The 16,594-nt window shown below is 65.9% G+C and carries 9 protein-coding genes; 2 read left to right on the forward strand and 7 right to left on the reverse strand.

Annotation, left to right across the window (positions count from 1 at the left end; translation table 11 throughout):
* Positions 1-25 precede the first annotated feature (25 nt).
* From AC1Q7F_RS05780 to AC1Q7F_RS05800, 5 genes are read right to left on the reverse strand one after another with little or no spacing between them, the layout of a single operon-like run.
* Entirely contained in the window at positions 26-1,624 is a 1,599-nt protein-coding gene (locus AC1Q7F_RS05780; protein ID WP_492504714.1) for a tannase/feruloyl esterase family alpha/beta hydrolase, read from the reverse strand.
* Positions 1,621-2,511 (reverse strand): alpha/beta hydrolase, encoded by an 891-nt coding sequence (locus AC1Q7F_RS05785; protein ID WP_492504716.1) that lies wholly within the window; start codon positions 2,509-2,511, stop codon positions 1,621-1,623. Before AC1Q7F_RS05785 ends, AC1Q7F_RS05780 begins: the two co-directional genes overlap by 4 nt.
* Positions 2,508-3,995, reverse strand: coding sequence for a carboxylesterase/lipase family protein (locus tag AC1Q7F_RS05790; RefSeq protein WP_492504718.1), 1,488 nt, complete (start codon positions 3,993-3,995; stop codon positions 2,508-2,510). Before AC1Q7F_RS05790 ends, AC1Q7F_RS05785 begins: the two co-directional genes overlap by 4 nt.
* Positions 3,992-7,225 (reverse strand): family 78 glycoside hydrolase catalytic domain, encoded by a 3,234-nt coding sequence (locus AC1Q7F_RS05795; RefSeq protein ID WP_492504720.1) that lies wholly within the window; start codon positions 7,223-7,225, stop codon positions 3,992-3,994. Before AC1Q7F_RS05795 ends, AC1Q7F_RS05790 begins: the two co-directional genes overlap by 4 nt.
* An 11-nt stretch (positions 7,226-7,236) precedes the next feature.
* Positions 7,237-9,870, reverse strand: coding sequence for a TonB-dependent receptor domain-containing protein (locus tag AC1Q7F_RS05800; protein ID WP_492504722.1), 2,634 nt, complete (start codon positions 9,868-9,870; stop codon positions 7,237-7,239).
* A gap of 223 nt (positions 9,871-10,093) precedes the next feature.
* Here AC1Q7F_RS05800 and AC1Q7F_RS05805 point away from each other — a divergent pair, with 223 nt between their 5' ends.
* Positions 10,094-11,041, forward strand: coding sequence for an alpha/beta hydrolase (locus AC1Q7F_RS05805; RefSeq protein WP_492504724.1), 948 nt, complete (start codon positions 10,094-10,096; stop codon positions 11,039-11,041).
* Positions 11,042-11,114: 73 nt separating this feature from the next.
* Here the strand turns inward: AC1Q7F_RS05805 and AC1Q7F_RS05810 are convergent, their stop codons facing one another.
* On the reverse strand, positions 11,115-13,364 hold the full coding sequence (locus AC1Q7F_RS05810) for a TonB-dependent receptor (RefSeq protein WP_492504726.1): 2,250 nt from the start codon (positions 13,362-13,364) through the stop codon (positions 11,115-11,117).
* A 375-nt stretch (positions 13,365-13,739) separates the two neighbouring features.
* Here AC1Q7F_RS05810 and AC1Q7F_RS05815 point away from each other — a divergent pair, with 375 nt between their 5' ends.
* Complete coding sequence (locus tag AC1Q7F_RS05815) at positions 13,740-14,408, forward strand: GntR family transcriptional regulator (protein WP_492504728.1); 669 nt, start codon at positions 13,740-13,742, stop codon at positions 14,406-14,408.
* Positions 14,409-14,690: 282 nt separating this feature from the next.
* On the opposite strand, the gene AC1Q7F_RS05820 is transcribed toward AC1Q7F_RS05815, so the two are convergent.
* Positions 14,691-16,571: a hydantoinase B/oxoprolinase family protein gene (locus AC1Q7F_RS05820; protein ID WP_492504730.1), complete on the reverse strand. Its 1,881-nt coding sequence runs from the start codon at positions 16,569-16,571 to the stop codon at positions 14,691-14,693.
* Between the last annotated feature and the right edge of the window lie 23 nt (positions 16,572-16,594).

Here is a 16,594-nt window from a genome sequence, read left to right on the forward strand (position 1 = left end):
AAGGGCCGTTGCACCGGCCGCTTTTTCAGGGTTGGGGGGAAGGATCGGTGCAGGTGAAATTGGCTTCGGCATCGGTGGACCCGCTGCCCGTCCAGCGCGCCACCTGGGGATAGGCGCAGAGCGGGCGGGTGCGGACGGGCTTGGCCGGCATGCCCAGGAAGCCCAGATAATCATTGTCGAACTTGGTGGCCGTGATGCGTTCGGGCGCCGGCCCGCCCCGGTGCCAGGCATCCAGTGCGCCGACCCCGTCGAACACGTTCGGCCCCGGCCCCGCCAGGCAATGCGACATGCCGGGCATCATGAACAGGCGCACCGACCGGGCCGCCCTGGCGCCACCCGCCTTCAGCACCCGCTGATAATAATCGACGGTATTCTGCGGCGGGATCGCGGCATCACCATAGCCGTGATAGAGGATCAGCTTGCCGCCCTTGGCGAAGAAACGCCCCAGGTCCGGATCATCGGCATTGATCTCCCCCTGCATGGAATGGGCCTTGGCGAAATCGCTGTCCAGCCGGAAATCCTTCGTGGTCCAGTTGGGATCGCCATGCACGAAATGGCGGAAGAATTCGGTGGAGAATTTGCCGTGCTGGGCGCCCGGCCCCGTCAGCCACAGGTCCCAGGCACCGGGCGTCGCCTCCATCCCCGGCAGATATCCGGGATAGAAGGCTTTGCCCTTGCCATCAACCGGCCCCCGGTAAAGGGCGCGCACCGCCGCCACCTGCGCCGGCGTCAGGCAGTCGGGCTGATCCCCCGCCTGACAGGTCAGCACACCGGGATCGAAATCACAGGTCCGCGGATCATCGATCACCCCGTCCGTCACCCCGTCCCGCGCATCGCAGCGCGCCAGGGCCGCCTTCTGCAGCAACGGCAGCTTGGCATTGGCAATGGCGCTGTCGGGATTGCCGAACACGGCCCGGTCATTCATGGCCATCGCCGTGGCCAGCCGCGCCCAGGGAATGGCGGGGGCACCCGCCAGGATGGCGTCGTAATCATCCGGGAAGCGCTGCGCCTCCATCAGCGCCTCGCGCCCGCCATCGGAGCAGCCATGGAAATAGCTGGCATCCAGCGGCGCCGGATAATAGGCGGCGATGACAATCCTGGCGGTGGCGGCGGCCAGATGATTGGCCCGCCAGCCATAATCGCGGACCTTTTCCGGCTGGCCGGGCGCCCAGCTGGCATCGACATCGGACTTGCCGACATGACCCATGTCGCTGCCGACGGACGCATAGCCCTTGGCCACGCCGCCCCGCATGACCAGCGACGGTACCTGCATGTTGCTGCCGAAACCGCCATTGCCGGCGCCCAGCAGCTTGCCATTCCAGGCCCCGGCATCGGGCAGCCAGACCTCGATCCGGATGGAGGAGGACGGCGTCGGCGTCAGGCGGGCCTGCACGCGGCAGAAGGCGGCGGGGGCCGGCAGGCCGATCTTGCCCTCATCCGGGGTCACGATCTTGCCGGCCGCGACCGGGGTCGCCGCCTCGATCTTGCCATCGGCCAAGGTCAGGCCGGTCAGCCCCTCGCATTGCGCGATGCGCGGCGGTGGATCAGCCTTGTGCTGGGCACAACCCACCAGCAGGCCGGCCAGCGCGCCCAGGGTCAGGGCAGTGATCTTCCTGTTTCTCATTTCGACAACAATCCCTTGGCGTCGAGCCATTGCTGCAACCGGGCCGTCCAGGCGTCGGTCGGCTTGCCCTGCTGTTTCATGCCGAAACCATGGCCACCGGTCGGATAGGTGACGTGATCCACGTCCAGCCCGGCCGCACGCCAGGCCGCGGCCAGCCGGTTGGTGTCCGGGGCGGCGATGTTGTCGTCCGCCGCTGCCAGGGCGAACAGCGGCGGCGCCCCCGCCGGCGCCTGTAAAGGGTCGGGCAGCAGGCCCGGATAGATCGCCATGGCGAAATCCGGGCGGCTGGTCCGGTCCTGGGTCAGGATCGACCAGACGGCAAGCGCCCCGCCGGCGGAAAAGCCCATCAGGCCGATGCGGTCCGGCTTCACGCCATATGTCGCGGCCTTTTCCCGCACATGGCGCACCGCCTGCTGTCCGTCGGCAATGACCAGCGGACGCAGGGGGGCCAGGGCCGCGTCCATCTCGTTGCGCTTGGCGATGCGCTGAAACAGCTTGATGGCCACATCCTCCCCGGTCGGGATCAGGCGGTAGCGCAGGACAAAGGCCGTGACGCCCAGGCTGTTCAGCCATTTGGCGACCGCGATCCCCTCATTCTCGATGGACAGCAGGTGAAAGCCGCCGCCCGGTGCCACGATCACGGCGGTACCGTTGGGCCTGGCCGGCTGGAACACCAGCAGCGACGGGGTGGAGATGTTGCGGGTGATGGTACCGAACGGTATCCGGTCCTCCGTCACCTCCGGCGGCATGTTGGCGATGGCGCCGGGCGGCCCCTCGGGCCAGAGCGGGACGGATGTGCCTTCCGACAGGGTGACGGTGCGGGCACAGCCGGCCAGCAGCAGACCCATACTGCCGATCAGGACAAGGCGGCGGGTGAAATTCCTCATGGCGTGGCATCTCGTGCGGCGGCGATGGCGTCGATCACCGGTTCAGCGGCGGACAGGGTCCTGGTCTCGACCCCCAGGAACAGCATCTGCGGTGCCCCCGCGTCATAGCGGGGCCAGGATGGCAGGCCGCCGCCATTGGGGTCGCCTGTCCGGGCAAAGCGGGTCCAGAGGTCGCCCATCCGGGTCGCCATCGCCTGATCGGCCGGGCTGGGCTTGATATCGGTCTGGTCCAGGGTCGCGAAATGGAAGGGCATGTCGGTGGCATGGCCGGCGCCACTGCCCTCCTCCCGCTTGGCCTCGGCGACATAACCGAAGCGGTAGAGCCAGGTGGGCGCCCCCGTGGCGGCATGGCGTCTGGCCAGCGCCACCGCAGGCTCCACGAACACCACGTCGCTGGCGATGGCGCGGCGCATGGCGCTGTCGGAGCCATAGGCGGCGCGCACTGCCGCCTTGTTCGGCTCCACCACCTTTTCATGCGGACCGTTCAGGAACATCCGGAAGATCGGCGGCACAAAGCTGAACTCGTCATCATTGGCGCCGACGATGAAGGGGATCTTGGCCTGGGCCCCTGCCGCAAAACGGGGGATCAGGTCGCCCTGCAGGATGCGCCCGTCGGTGATCGGGCCGGACCAGGTCTTCTCTTCCTTGTCCAGCAGGGTGATGCCGCCGCGCACCTTGTCCGCCGGCAGGGCGCGCAGGTCGGCCAGCCCACCCTTGGCGCCGGCATCCCTGGCAAAGGCCAAACCCTTGGCCTCCGCCTCGGCCAGCGTGGGCCAGCGGTCACGCCCGCCCCCGGAAATGACCGCCGCCTTGTGGAACAGGCCGCGCGCCGGTTCTGACACCATCAGGCGGGAGACGGACTCACCCCCGGCCGACTCCCCGATCAGGGTGACATTGGCCGGGTCGCCGCCAAACGCGGCGATATTGTCCCGGACCCAGTGCAGGGCCGCGATCTGGTCCATGAAGCCCCAATTGCCCGTCGGCCCCTCCCCGCTTTCATGCGTCAGGTCGGGATGGGCGAAGAAGCCGAAGCGGCCCAGCCGGTAATTGAAGGTGACGACCACCACCCCGCGCCGTGCCAGCCCCGCCCCGTCCATGACGGGGTTGGCCGCACTGTCGGTGACGAAGCCGCCGCCCGGTATCCAGACCAGCACCGGCGCCCCCGACGTCCCAGGCGTCCAGACATTCAGATAAAGGCAATCCTCGCTGGGCTGGACGGGGGATTTTGATCCGGGCAGCGGGTTCTGCATGCAGTCGGGGCCGAAGCGGTCGGCCTTGCGCACCCCCTCCCACCCGGCGGGCGGGGCCGGGGGGCGCCAGCGCAAATCCCCCACCGGCGGCGCGGCATAGGGGATGCCCTTGAACGAGGTGATGCCATCGGCCACGACGCCCTGCAGCGAACCGCTCTCGATCTTCACCTCGGCTGCGGTCGATGCCGTGGTCAGCAGCAAGGCGGCAAGCGCGGTGGCGATACGATGCCTCATTTGTCCCCTCCCGTGGTGAAACGATGCGTGCCCGGCCCCACGCTGTAGATCGTGAAATGCGCCTCCTCCCGCACCCGCTCCGCATCCTTGGGCGCCGCGCGCACAGGGCCGAAGCGGCTGGGCAGCCAGACCATGCCTGTGGTGTTGGGTGGTATTTCCACCGTCAGGGTAAGGGCGCCCTTGGTGACGCGCCAGCCACTGGACGCACGCCCATGAACCGTGCGCAGCGAGGCCTCGGCCCATTCCAGCCCGTCGGGGATTTCCGGCCGGACCAGCACCTGCTTGTAACCGGGCGCCCCCGGCCGCAATCCGGCCAGCCGTGTACGCATCCAGTCGCCGATGGAGGAGAAATAATGATGGTCGCGCGACCGGCTCTCCAGGCTCCAGCTCTCGAACATCGTCTGATGGCCATTCACGGCCCACCAGCCCCAGCCGGGCTCCTGCGTGCGGGTCGCCAGCTTATAGGCCAGATCGGCATAGCCATGATCGCTCAACACCGGCAGCAGATAACGCGTGGCGAACACGCCGGTGCGCAACCCGTTCTTTTCCGCGTCGCGCGCGATGGTGGCCGCCACCGCCGCCGCCCGCCCGTCCGGCACCATGCCGAAGGCCAGCGGCAGCACATTCTGGATCTGGGTGGGGCCGGCGGCCACACCCTTGGCATCGACCGTGCGGTACCAGCCGTTGGCATCATCCCAGTAACGCCTGTTATAGGCCTCCCGGATGGCATCGGCCAACGCGCGGTAGCGTTCCGCATCCTCCCCCTTGCCGATGATTGCCGAACTGCGCGACAGCAGGTCGGCCTCCAGGAAAAAATAGGCGGCGGTGACGGCATCGATACCGCCGCCCCTTGCATTCAGGATGTCCAACGGGCCGGGCGGGCTCCATTCCGACAGGCCCAGGCGCCCGCGATAATCCGGCGCCTTGAAGATGCCGGCCGTATAGTCCACCAGCCGCTTCTGTATGTCATGGTTCTGATCCAGGATGCGCGTATCGCCATAGGCCTGATACATTTCCCAGGGCAGGATCAGGGCCGCTACGTCCCAGGGCGGGGTCGGCCCCCAGATCAGATTCCAGCCGGGCGTATCCTGATAGCCATAGAAGGGCGTGGTCGGCACCACCTCCGGCACTTCGCCGCTTTCGGCCTGGGCGTCACGGAAATCGGCCAGCCATTTGGTGAAGACGCGCGCCACATCCAGGCTGCGCACCGCCATCCCGGCCGACGCCTGGGCATCGCCCGTCCAGCCATTCTTCTCGAAGGTCGGCGTATCGGTCAGGAAGCCGTGCAGATTGTTCAGGATGGTGGCGCGGGCCGCCGCGTCGATCTTACCCAGCAGGGGATCGGCGCTGGCAAAGGCACCCGTGTCGGCCACCGCCGAATGCACGATCTCCGCCGTCAGCGTATCGGCCCCCGGTTTGCCCGTCAGCCCTTCCACCTGCACATACCGGAACCCGGCATAGGAAAAACGCGGCGCCCAGCGCTCCCGCCCCGTTCCCGCCAGCGTATAGCGATAGGTCTGAAGCTGGGCATTGATCAGGCCGGAGGCGGGCACCACCTCGCCGTCCTTGTCCAGCTTCTCACTGGCCACCAGGGAAATGGTGGTCCCGCGTTGACCGGCGACGTTCAGCACGGGCAACCCGGCAATGATGCGCCCGAAATCATAGACATGCACGCCGGGCCGTATTTCCGTGACCGATACCGGCTTCAGGCTGGACACGGGCGCGATGGGTTCGGCATTGGCGAAATCGATGCGGCCCGCCGGCCCGGTGACCACCCGCGCCGGCCCGGCCTTTTCCCAACCATCGGGCACCAGCCGGGCATCATATCGCTCCCCGCGATAGATGCTGTCGGAAAGGGTGGGGCCGGGCTGCGCACGCCATTCGCCGTCCGTCGTGATCGTCTGGCGGCTGCCATCGCTGAACTCCACCTCCACCCTTGCCAGCAGGGCGGGATCGGCATGCCAGGGGGCGCGGTGGAAATACCATTCATTGGGATCGGTGACGCCGTACCAGCCGCGCCCCAGTTCCGCCCCGATGACATTGGCACCGGGTTTCAGCCGATCCGTGATGTCCACCACCTGGGCCAGCACCCGCTTGTCATAGGCGGTGAAGCCCACACCCAGTGCGCTGCCGCCCAATACCGCCCCGTTCAGCGACAGAAGCGGCATGCCGGCCCCGGCCCAGTAGAGCCGGGCGCGGACGATCGGTTTCGCCGGCAGGGTGAATTCCCGGCGCAGCAGCGGGGCCGGCGCCTCCATGGGCAGCACGATATCGATGGACGGCACCCCGGCCGCCAGCCGCAATCCCTCCGCCCCCACAGCCCCCCCGGTGAAGGGATTGTCATTGGCGGTGAAGCCGATCTCCACGGGTGGTGAGCCGCTGCCCGTCACCGTAACCCGATGGATCAGTGCCGCCTCGGCCTGTTTGGCGGTGAAGCCGACGGTGCCATGGCTCTGCGCCATATCGGTGAGGGCGGCCACCTGCACCCCATCCAGCAACGTCGTGATGTGCGGCCCCTGCGCCCGGATGGTCAGACGGCGGCGCTGGTCCTTCAGCGGTCCGCCGGGAAGGGCGGTGCGGGCCAGTTCCGTCGTTTTGATCCCGGCACTCTTGCCATCCGTATAACGCCGGACGGACTGGATCAGGACGGGGCCGTCCTTGGCGTCGGACAGGGTCCAGACATAGGCCTCCCCGTATTTTTTCCCCTCGCCGCGCGCCCGGAACAGGATATCCAGCGCCGGGCCTTTCAGGGTCAGGTCGACCGTCAGGTCCAGATCGCGCCAGTCATGAACCGGCTGTTCCGGCCCGGAAATCCAGGATGCCTGCCACTGGTCGGGCGACAGCAGCCCCATCTCCCACCAGTCGGGCCGGCTCCAGCCGCCTTGCCTGCCGGCCGCGTCCCAGACCATGACCTGCCACCAATAGCGTTTGCCGGCGGCCAGTTCCGGCCCCGCATAGGCGACCTGGATATTACCGTCACCCGCCACCTTGCCGCTGTCCCAGACCAGGGGACCGGCCGCCAGCGCCGCCTCGCTCTCCGCCACGCGGATGCGATAGGCGTACTGGCGTGCCACCGGGGACAGCCAGGCCAGGCGCGGCGCCTGTTCATCCAGGCCCAGGGGGCGGGTGGCATATTCCACCCGCATCCCGTCCGGCCCCCACGGCCCCGCACAGCCGGCGGCCAGCGCCAGGGCCATCACGCAACCGGTCCGGTACAGCCAATCCCGCATCCTTCCCCTCCTCAGAAGCTGGTACGCAGGCCGACGGAAACCATCCGCCCCAGGGTGCTGCCATTGGTGTAGCCGGGAACGGCGTTGAAATAGGGCGGGTCCTTGTCGAACAGGTTCTCGACATTGACGGTCACGGAAACCCCCTCGGCCAGGGCGGACAGGTCATAGGCGGCGAACAGGTCGATGGTATTGAAGGCACCGATCCGGGTCTGACTGGGCACGCCCAGGATGGGGTAGCTGTCGCGGTGGTTCCAGGACACCCGCGCCGTCACCTGATCCACCTGCGCACCCAGACTGGCCACCAGCGCCAGACGACCGGTGCCGTTCTTCAGATCGTTGCTGAAGGCCCCACCCTGCACGGCCTGGGTCTTGCGGTTCAGCGTGTAGGTGCCGGACAGTTTCGCGCTGAGCATGCCGAAATCCGCGCGGTGCTGGTAATCGACCTCGAAATCCAGGCCGTCGGTGTGGATGGCGCCCAGATTGTTGCGCCGCGCATCGAACAGCACATAGGGCGAGGAGAAGGCATAGAGTGCGGGCAGGCTGGGCACCCCGTCGATGCGCAGGCCGCCGGCCGCCGCCATCGCCTGCTGCAGGGTCGGGTTCAGGATGAAATAGCTGGCGAAATTCGGATCGGAATAGATCTGTGGTGCCAATACGGGTGCCAGCCCGATGGCGTCCTTGAACTTCACGTTGAAATAGGTGGCGCTGACCCGCAGGCCCTTCAGGGCATCGGGCTGGAAATCCGCCCCCAGCGACCATGTATCCGCCGTTTCCGGCTTCAGGTTCTGATTGCCGCCGGCCAGCACGATGGTGGGGCGCAGCAGGTCGGTGAAGGGGCTGCCCGGCTTGCGGTTGGGGGAGAACAGCACCACCTGCACCCGGCTATCCACGGAATTGCCCAGGTCGGCCAGACTGGGCGCGTGGAAGGAGGTGCCGTAATTGGCACGGAGCGTCAGATCCTTCACCGGCCGGTAATTCATGGCGACCTTGGAATTGGTGGTGCCACCGACATCGTTGTAATCATCATGGCGGACGGACCCGGACAGTTCCAGCCCATAGATGCCCTCCACCCGGTTGGGCACGCCGACCAGCGGCACATGCACCTCGCCAAACACGGATTTCACATTGCGGTCGGCCTTTCCGCGAGAGGTGCTGCTGGGCGCCCCGGCCGGGCCGCTGCCGATCATGCTGTCCATATCATCGTAATGGTATTCGGCCACGGCCGCCGCCCGCACATCACCGCCGGGAATGCTGAACAAGGGCCCGTCCAGAACGGCGCGGATTTCCGCCAGTTGCTGCGTCGCGCGGCCCAGATTCTCATAATTGTCGATGGCGGCCAGCAGGGTCGGGTTGCTGGCGGCAAGGTTGTAAGGGTTCAGCGCGGTGGCATTGGTCGTGCCATTCAGGGCAACCGTGGCCATCGTGCTGTCGATCTGACCATCATGGGTCCGGTTCTTCGACCGGCCCAGATTGCCGACCAGCCGTAACTGCCAGTCGCCACCCAGGCCGATATCCAGTTCCGGCGTCACACCGTAGGATTCGAAATAGCCGGTGGCGACATTGCTGGGGCCAAAGACGCTGTCGAAATTGACGGCGACATCATGGCTGGTCTCATTGCCGATGGGCCGGAAATACGGGTTCAACAGGGAAACCGTACCGCTCAGCGTCGATTGCGACGTGCGGGTGATGGTGTCGCGGGAGGACCAATAGCCGGTGACGGAGAAATCCACCCCGTCCGCGACCTCCTGCACCAGCCCGCCGAAGAAACTGTGCCGCTCCTCCCGTGGATACAGGTCGGCATAGTCGGTCTGGTCGCAGCGGTTGACCCCACCGGGCGTGCGCCCCGGCAGGGCATAGGGCACGCCGCCCAGCAGGATATTGCCCGGCGTACAGGCCGTGCCCCGGAAATCGCTGCCCCCCTTGGCCGTCAGGTCGGCGGTCATGAAGTCACGGTCGATGCCCAGGACATTGTCGTGCCAGGCATAGGAATAGGAGAGCCAGGCGGACCCCGAACCCCAGTCATGGCCGCCGATCAGGCTGGCCTCCGCACTCTCGTAATCGGCGGCACGGCCATAGCGGGCATTGCCGGCAACGCCGTTGAACCGGGGCCTGGTGATGAAATTGATGACGCCGCCAATGGCATCGGACCCATAGATCGACGAACCGCCATCGGGAATGACCTCCACCCGCTCGATGGCGTCGGGCGGAATGATGCTGGGATCGACGCTGGTCTGCAGGATACCCGCCCCGACCAGCCGGTTACCGTTCAGCAGGACCAGCGTGCTGGCCCCGCCCGACGCCGCCAGATTGCGGATATTGGGCCGCACGATGGGCAGGCCATAGCTGCCTTCGGCGCGCGGGACGGTACCGAAATTGCCGACCTGCGGGATCTGGGCCAGCAGATCGTTGCTGGACGCGGCACCCGACGCCACCACATCCTCGCGCTGCACCGCGATGGCATTGGTGCCGATGGGGCCGACATTACGGATCATCGTGCCGGTGACGATGATCTCTTCCAGCAGCACCTCTTCCGAGGCCGCCTGGGCATGGGAGATGGCGGCGCTTAGCGCCAAACAGGAAACTGTCAGGGTCAGCCGGGCCGTGCGGGTGCACGTCCGACGCCAGATCGGATCAAAACCGCTCATCGATATCCTCCCCGGGGCCGCGCCAGCCGGTGGCCGCAGCCGGATCTTTCTTGATTTGAGCGGGGGCCTTGCCCCCTCGGGACCGATCGAAACACCCGTCGTCCTTGGGTGCTGATCATTATGCATGCCGGTGGATTGGGTCAATAAATAATTTACATCGTTGTCAATATTGTTGGGCAATGGTACCCAGACCCTGGCGGAACGGGCAAGGGAGGGGCCAGTGATGATGGGGATGCTTGCCGCGGGAATGGCGCTGGCCGGGGCCTGGACGGGCGGACTGGTCGCCTTAACCGGCATCACGGCGCGGCGCGTGGAACGCGCCTTGCCGCCACTGGGCAGCTTTCTGGAGTTGGATGGTCACCGGCTGCATTATCTGGATGCCGGCAGCGGGCCCAACCTGGTAATGATCCATGGGCTGGGCGGGCAGATGCGCCATTTCAGCCATGGCCTGCTGGGGCTTCTGACCGACCGTTATCGCGTGATCCTGGTGGACCGGCCGGGCTCTGGCCATTCCACAAGGGCCCCCGGCGCCGATGCGGACCCGCGCGCCCAGGCCGCGATCATCGCCGGCCTGATCCGGGCGCTGGGCCTGCACAAGCCGTTGGTGGTGGGTCACTCGCTGGGCGGGGCTGTCGCCCTGGCCCTGGCCCTGGACCATCCCGACTGCGCGGGCGGCTTGGCGCTGATCGCCCCTCTGACCCGTCCACAGGATGGTGTGCCCGCCTGCTTCAGGGGGCTGACCGTCAGATCGCCCTTCACGCGCTGGCTGCTGTCCTGGACGCTGGCCACGCCGATGGCCATCCTGCAGCGGGACCGCATCCTGGATACGGTGTTTGGACCTGACCCGGTGCCCGCCGATTTCGCCATGGCGGGGGGCGGTCTTCTGGGTCTGCGGCCCGCCGCCTTCCGCTCGGCCTGCGCCGACCTGATGGCGGCGGGGGATGGCATGGCGGCACTTGCGGCGCGTTATGGCGACTTGCGGCTGCCCGTCTCCATCCTGTTCGGCCGGGACGACCGGGTGCTGGACTGGCGCCACCATGGCACGGCGGCACAGGCGCTTCTGCCCGACGCCACCCTCACCCTGACGGATGGCGGCCACATGCTGCCCCTGACGGCACCGGCCGCCACCGCCGCCTGGCTGGGGCAATGCCGGGCGGTGCAAGGGGCATGAAACTGCGCCCCTTGGCACCGCACGGTCGGGCACCACCCCTCATCGTCACGACGGGCGGGCCCTGACCTTATCCTCAGAACCGGGCCTTCAATTCCACGCCCACCGTGCGCGGCACGGCCTTGGTGGTGAAGTTGAAGACCGTGGTGTTGGGCACGACCAGCACCACGCCATCGACATTGTACCGTTTGTCGAACAGGTTGCGGGCATAAAGCGTGGCGCTCCAGCCCTCATTCTCCACGCCCAGGCGGACATTGACCAGATCGATGGCCGGGCGTTCCGTACCGGGCGTGTTCAGCGTGTCGAAGAACATCGGGCCGGTGCGGTTATACTCCACCCGCGCCGCCAGATCATAGTCGGCGGTCACCGGCACCGTGTATTGGCCGCCCAGGATCACGTCATATTTGGCGGTGAAGGGGAAGCGGTTGCCCACCGTCTGCGGCAGCTCCTTGTTCTCCTTGATCTTGGAATGCAGATAGCCATAGCCGAAGAACAGGTCCAGACCGTCGGCCAGACGCGCCTGGCCATCCACTTCAAAGCCCGTGATCTCGTTGCGGTCGACGATGGAGATCACCCGCGACAGCGAGAAGGGGAAGAACTGGAAGAACTGGGCATTGTCGACCTTGGTGTTGAAACCCGCCACGTTCAGCGTCATCCGCCCATCCAGCAGGCGGCTCTTCACCCCCGCCTCATAGGATGACGATGTCTCCTTGCCGAACTGGTCCTGCACGGTGGTGTTGGTGACGCCGTCGGTATTGATGATGTTGAAGCGGCTGCCCAGCGGGTTGAAGCCGCCGGAGCGGAAGCCCTCGCCATAGGTGGCATAGACCGACACATCCTCGGTCGCCTTCCAGCGCAGGGAGACGCGGGGCTGCAACGAGCTGAAATTATCCTTGCGCACCAGCCCCTGCACATTGGGGATGGGGGAATAGGCGGCGGGCGTCAAATTCTCCGACGTCCGGTTCTCCTTGTCATAGCGCAGGGCCGTGGACAGTTCGATATCGGGGGTCAGGTCATAGGCCAGCTGCCCGAACAGCGCCCAGGCATCATTGGCATTGTCGGTCCAGGTGACGGCCACGATGGGGTTGGCGGCCCCGCCCAGCGGGTCGGCAACCACCACCCCCTGCCCCAGATCATTGCCGCGGTTCAGCACGATCTCGCGGTTGAAGTCGATATAATAGGCGCCGGCGATATAGCGCAGCCGGTTCTCGCCGGGCGAGGTGAAGCGCAGCTCGAAGGACGTGTCGTCCTGATTGCGCTCCTGATACTGGGTGCCGTCACGCAGGGTGGGGCCATAACCCTCGATCAGCGCCGGGTTGGTGAAGAAGTCACCGGGCGCCGGCCCGCCGGGGAACGGCACGCCGAACAGGGCCAGATCCACCGCCCCCTCGCCGCCCATATTCTCCTTCAGGTCATGATAGGCGGCCGTGAAGGTCAGGGTACCGGCCTCGGAATCCCAGTCCACCTTGGCGGACAGATCGACACGCTCCTGGTTGTTGAAGCTGTCGACATTGCCGGCATAGTCGATGGAGGTGTCCTTGATGTTCACGCCATTGACGAAGCCGGGCGTGCCCGCCGTCTGATTGTTGAAATTGAAGGCATAGCCCTTGATCTTGCCGTACCCGGCGGACAGGTCGATCTCGATATCGTCGGTCGCCTTGTAGATCAGGCGGCCGCGCACCAGCCCCTCGCTGAAATCATCTTCCTTCTTGTTCAAGGTGACATTGTCGTAATAGCCGCCGCGATCCTTGTAGATGGCGGTGACGCGGGCGAACAGCTTGTCCTCCACCAGCGGACCGCCGACATAGCCGCCGACCTTGTATTCATTGCCCCGGAACTCATACCCGGCCTGCACTTGGCCCTCCGCCTCGTTCCCCGGCTTCTTGGTGGTGACCAGGATGGCGCCGCCGATGGCGTTGCGGCCATAGATCGACCCGATGGGGCCCTTGATGACCTCGATCTGCTCGATATCGATCATTTCCTGGTTGAAGGCGTTGGGATTGGGCACCAGCACCCCGTCCAGCACATAGGCGAAGGATGGCTCGGCATCGCGCGGCTGGATGACGCCGCGGATATGCACCTGGCTTTCGCCGACATTGGTGGTCTGCAGGAAGCTGACATTGGGGGTCAGGGCCAGGAAATCCGCCGGGCCGCTGATGCCCGCCTTCTCGATCGTCTCCGCCGTGAAGGCAGCCACCGCCACCGGGGTTTCGCGCGCCGTCTCGTTGCGCTGGCGGGCGATGACCACGATCTCCTCCAGCATGATGGGAGAGCCGGCCTGCGACCCCGCGCCCTGCGCCAGGGCGGGCACATTGGATACAATCATCGAAGCACATAAAGCCGTACCCGTCATCAAGGCCGGCAGGAAACGTCCGTTCCGCATCGTCGTTGATCTCCGCTGTTCCGTTGTATTTTATTGGCATTTTTCAGGGCGTGGCCGGTTGGCCGGGCGCCCCGGCCCACCCGGAAAAACTTATATGAGTTTCCGCTTTCGGCAAGCCCCAATGCATGACATTGTATACTTTAACAGGGCCAGTTGACCTGAAAGCCACGCTGACGGAGCGGTCGCGCGGCATCGGGTTTCTGCGCGCTGGCACCGCGCCTGATCGACAAGGACAACTGGCCGGCAACCGATCGTTTGCGGTAGAAAGCGGGGCGGGCTCGCCCGACCCGCCGAACGGATGCGACCAGGAAATCACCGATGAGCAATGCTGTCGAAAAGGCCTATGCCGAAATCCGGGACGCCATCCATGCTGGCCGCTTCCCGCCGGGCACGCATCTGAAGGAAGGGGAGCTGGCGGAGATCATCGGGGTCAGCCGCACGCCGATCCGCGAGGCGCTGCGCCGGCTGAACGCGGAGGGGGCCGTGCGCTTCATGCGCAACCATGGCGCCTTCGTCGCCGACTGGTCGGTCGATGAGATCAAGGAGATTTTCGACCTGCGCGCCATCCTGGAGGGTTATGCCGCCGAACAGGCGGCGGTGCGCGCCACGCCGGTCCAGATCGCCCATCTGCGCGTCCTGGCGGAGGAGATGCTGGCGCTGGAAGCCACCGGCACGCCCGATGCCCTGAGCCGCATTGCCGAGGCCAATGCCGAGTTTCACCGGCTGATCACCCAGGCGGCCGGCACCCATCGCCTGTCCAGCATGATGGCGCAGGTGATCGAAGTGCCCTTGGTCCTGCGCACCTTCCACCGCTACAATGCCGAAGCGCTGCGCCGCAGCCTGCGCCATCATATGGAAATCGTGTCGGCCTTTGAGGTGCGCGACGGCGGCTGGGCCGGCTCCGTCATGCGCAGCCACATCGCCGCCGCCTGGCACGCGATCGAGGCCAGCAGCGGCAAGGTGACGGTTCTCAAGGCGGCGGAGTGAACCGGGTCCCAAGTGCTGCTATTCCCGGCTTGTCGCCCATAGGCGCTAAGTTAGGATATTTGCATCACCGTAAAGGCCCCTCCTACCGTCACCCCGGCGACAAGCCGGGGCCCAGTTCGTAGAGCAAAGCGCTTGGCATTCTGGGCCCCGGCTTGTCGCCGGGGTGACGGTAGTGAGGGCGGTATCGGTTTGCTCAATCACTTACTTGGCGCCTATGGGCTTGTCACCGGGAAGGCGGGATATGGAGATTGCATCTAAACCCAACAAACTCTAACAGCCTCCTCACGCCGCCGACAGCACGCTCTCCTGCCGCGCCGGATCGACCGGTGCGGGCAGGCCGGTTTCCGCAAGACAGCGTTCGCGCAGTTCCTCCACCCCGCCGCCGAAATTGAACAGCGCGGTCTCGCCGCGCGCCTTGCGCAAACGCTCGCGCAGGGCCTCGGTCGCCGGCACATCCACCGCCCCACCCGCCGCCAGCACGACGCCATAGCGCTGGGCACCGTCGCGGGTGACCAGCCCGCGCTTCACGTCCGCCGCCACCAGCGAAGGGTCGCGGGCCAGCGGGTCGCCCCAGCCGCCGCCGCCCCAGGTGTCGAAGATCAGCAGGTCGCCGGGGCGGACCTGGATATCGTCGATCTTGGCGGCCAGCACCGTCTGGCTGCCATCGGCGCGCACCAGCACCCGGCGCGACCGCCAGCCGGGCTCGCCCCCATTTACGCCCCAGGGATAGGTGAACCAGCGGTCATCATGGATGGCGATGGCACCCGGTTCCAGGAAGCGATAGGCAATGCGCACGCCATTGCCGCCGCGATGCAGGCCCGGCCCCCCGCTGTCGGCAATGGTCTCATACCGTTCGATGCGCAGCGGGAAATAGGCTTCCAGGAACTCGTTGGGCACATTGGTGAAGTTGGGCCATAGCGAATGCCCGTCCGGCCCGTCGCCAAAGGGACGGCCGGGAATGCCGCCAAAGCCGATCTGGAACAGTTGATAGTACTTCCCCGACCCGCGATAGGCGCCCGACAGCATCAGATGCGGGGAAGAGGAGAAGCCGGCGGCGTTGAGAAATTCCGGCGTGCGCTGGCCCAGCAACGCCCCCAGCACGTCGAACACCCGGCCAATGCCATGGGTACGGCAGGACAGCGCGGCCGGATATGTCGGCTTCAGCAGCGATCCTTCCGGAATTCGCGTTTCCACCAGATCATAGAAGCCGTCATTGAACAGGATCTGCGGGTCGAAGACCATGATCATGTAGATGCCGAAGAACATCTTCAGCATGTTTTCATTGAGATAGAAATTGATCGAGCTTTCCGACTGGGGCGAGGTGCCCTCCCAGTCCAGGATCACCTTCTCCCCCTCCCGCCACATGGTGGCGCGCAGCTTGTAGGGGCCGAAGCCGCGGCCATCGTCGCAGATGTAATCCTCGAAACTGACCTTCTCCTCACTGATGGAGGTGGCGATCAGCTTGGCCATGGCACGCTTGTTCCGCTCCAGCAACTCTCTTGTCGCAGAAACGAATGTTTCGATTCCGAACCGGCTGCACAGTTCCACCACCCGGCGGCCGGCAATACGGCAGGACGCGATGATGGCGTTCAGGTCCGACCGGCACCAGTCCCGCGTGCGGGTATTGTTCAGCACCAGTTCCAGCAGATCCTCGTTCAGGACACCCTTGCGATACAGCTTCACCGGCGGGATGCGGATACCTTCCTGAAAGATGGAGGTGGCATCGGTGGGCAGGCTGCCCGGCACCTTGCCGCCGACATCGGTCTGGTGGCCGAAATGGCAGGTCCAGGCGACCAGACGGCCATCATTGAACACCGGCAGGATGATCAGCCAGTCATTCAGGTGGCTGATGGCGCCTTCCACCGAATAGGGATCGGACAGCCAGATGACGTCGCCATCCTCGATCGATCCCTTGTAATTCTTCAGGAAGCCGCCCAGGAAGGAACCGAACTGCCCCACCACCATCTTGCCTTCATGGTTGGCGATCAGGGGGAAGGCATCGCCCTGTTCGCGGATGCCGGGCGACATGGCGGTGCGGAACAGGGTAGCATCCATCTCGGCCCGCGCGTTGCGCAGGGCGTTCTCGATGATATCCAGCGTGATCGGGTCGATGGCGATCTTCTGGAACGGGGTCGGGTTGGTTTCGATGATCGTGGCAACCATGGGTCTGTCCCTTTCGTCCAGAA

Source organism: Niveispirillum sp. GW835-FHT14G11, assembly GCF_058793615.1.

Coding starts and splice junctions, on each gene's coding strand:
- AC1Q7F_RS05795 (WP_492504720.1), bottom strand. CDS start 7,225: ATGCGGGATTGGCTGTACCGGACCGGTTGCGTGATGGCCCTGGCGCTG.
- AC1Q7F_RS05805 (WP_492504724.1), top strand. CDS start 10,094: ATGATGGGGATGCTTGCCGCGGGAATGGCGCTGGCCGGGGCCTGGACG.
- AC1Q7F_RS05820 (WP_492504730.1), bottom strand. CDS start 16,571: ATGGTTGCCACGATCATCGAAACCAACCCGACCCCGTTCCAGAAGATC.
- AC1Q7F_RS05815 (WP_492504728.1), top strand. CDS start 13,740: ATGAGCAATGCTGTCGAAAAGGCCTATGCCGAAATCCGGGACGCCATC.
- AC1Q7F_RS05800 (WP_492504722.1), bottom strand. CDS start 9,870: ATGAGCGGTTTTGATCCGATCTGGCGTCGGACGTGCACCCGCACGGCC.
- AC1Q7F_RS05810 (WP_492504726.1), bottom strand. CDS start 13,364: ATGATTGTATCCAATGTGCCCGCCCTGGCGCAGGGCGCGGGGTCGCAG.
- AC1Q7F_RS05780 (WP_492504714.1), bottom strand. CDS start 1,624: ATGAGAAACAGGAAGATCACTGCCCTGACCCTGGGCGCGCTGGCCGGC.
- AC1Q7F_RS05790 (WP_492504718.1), bottom strand. CDS start 3,995: ATGAGGCATCGTATCGCCACCGCGCTTGCCGCCTTGCTGCTGACCACG.
- AC1Q7F_RS05785 (WP_492504716.1), bottom strand. CDS start 2,511: ATGAGGAATTTCACCCGCCGCCTTGTCCTGATCGGCAGTATGGGTCTG.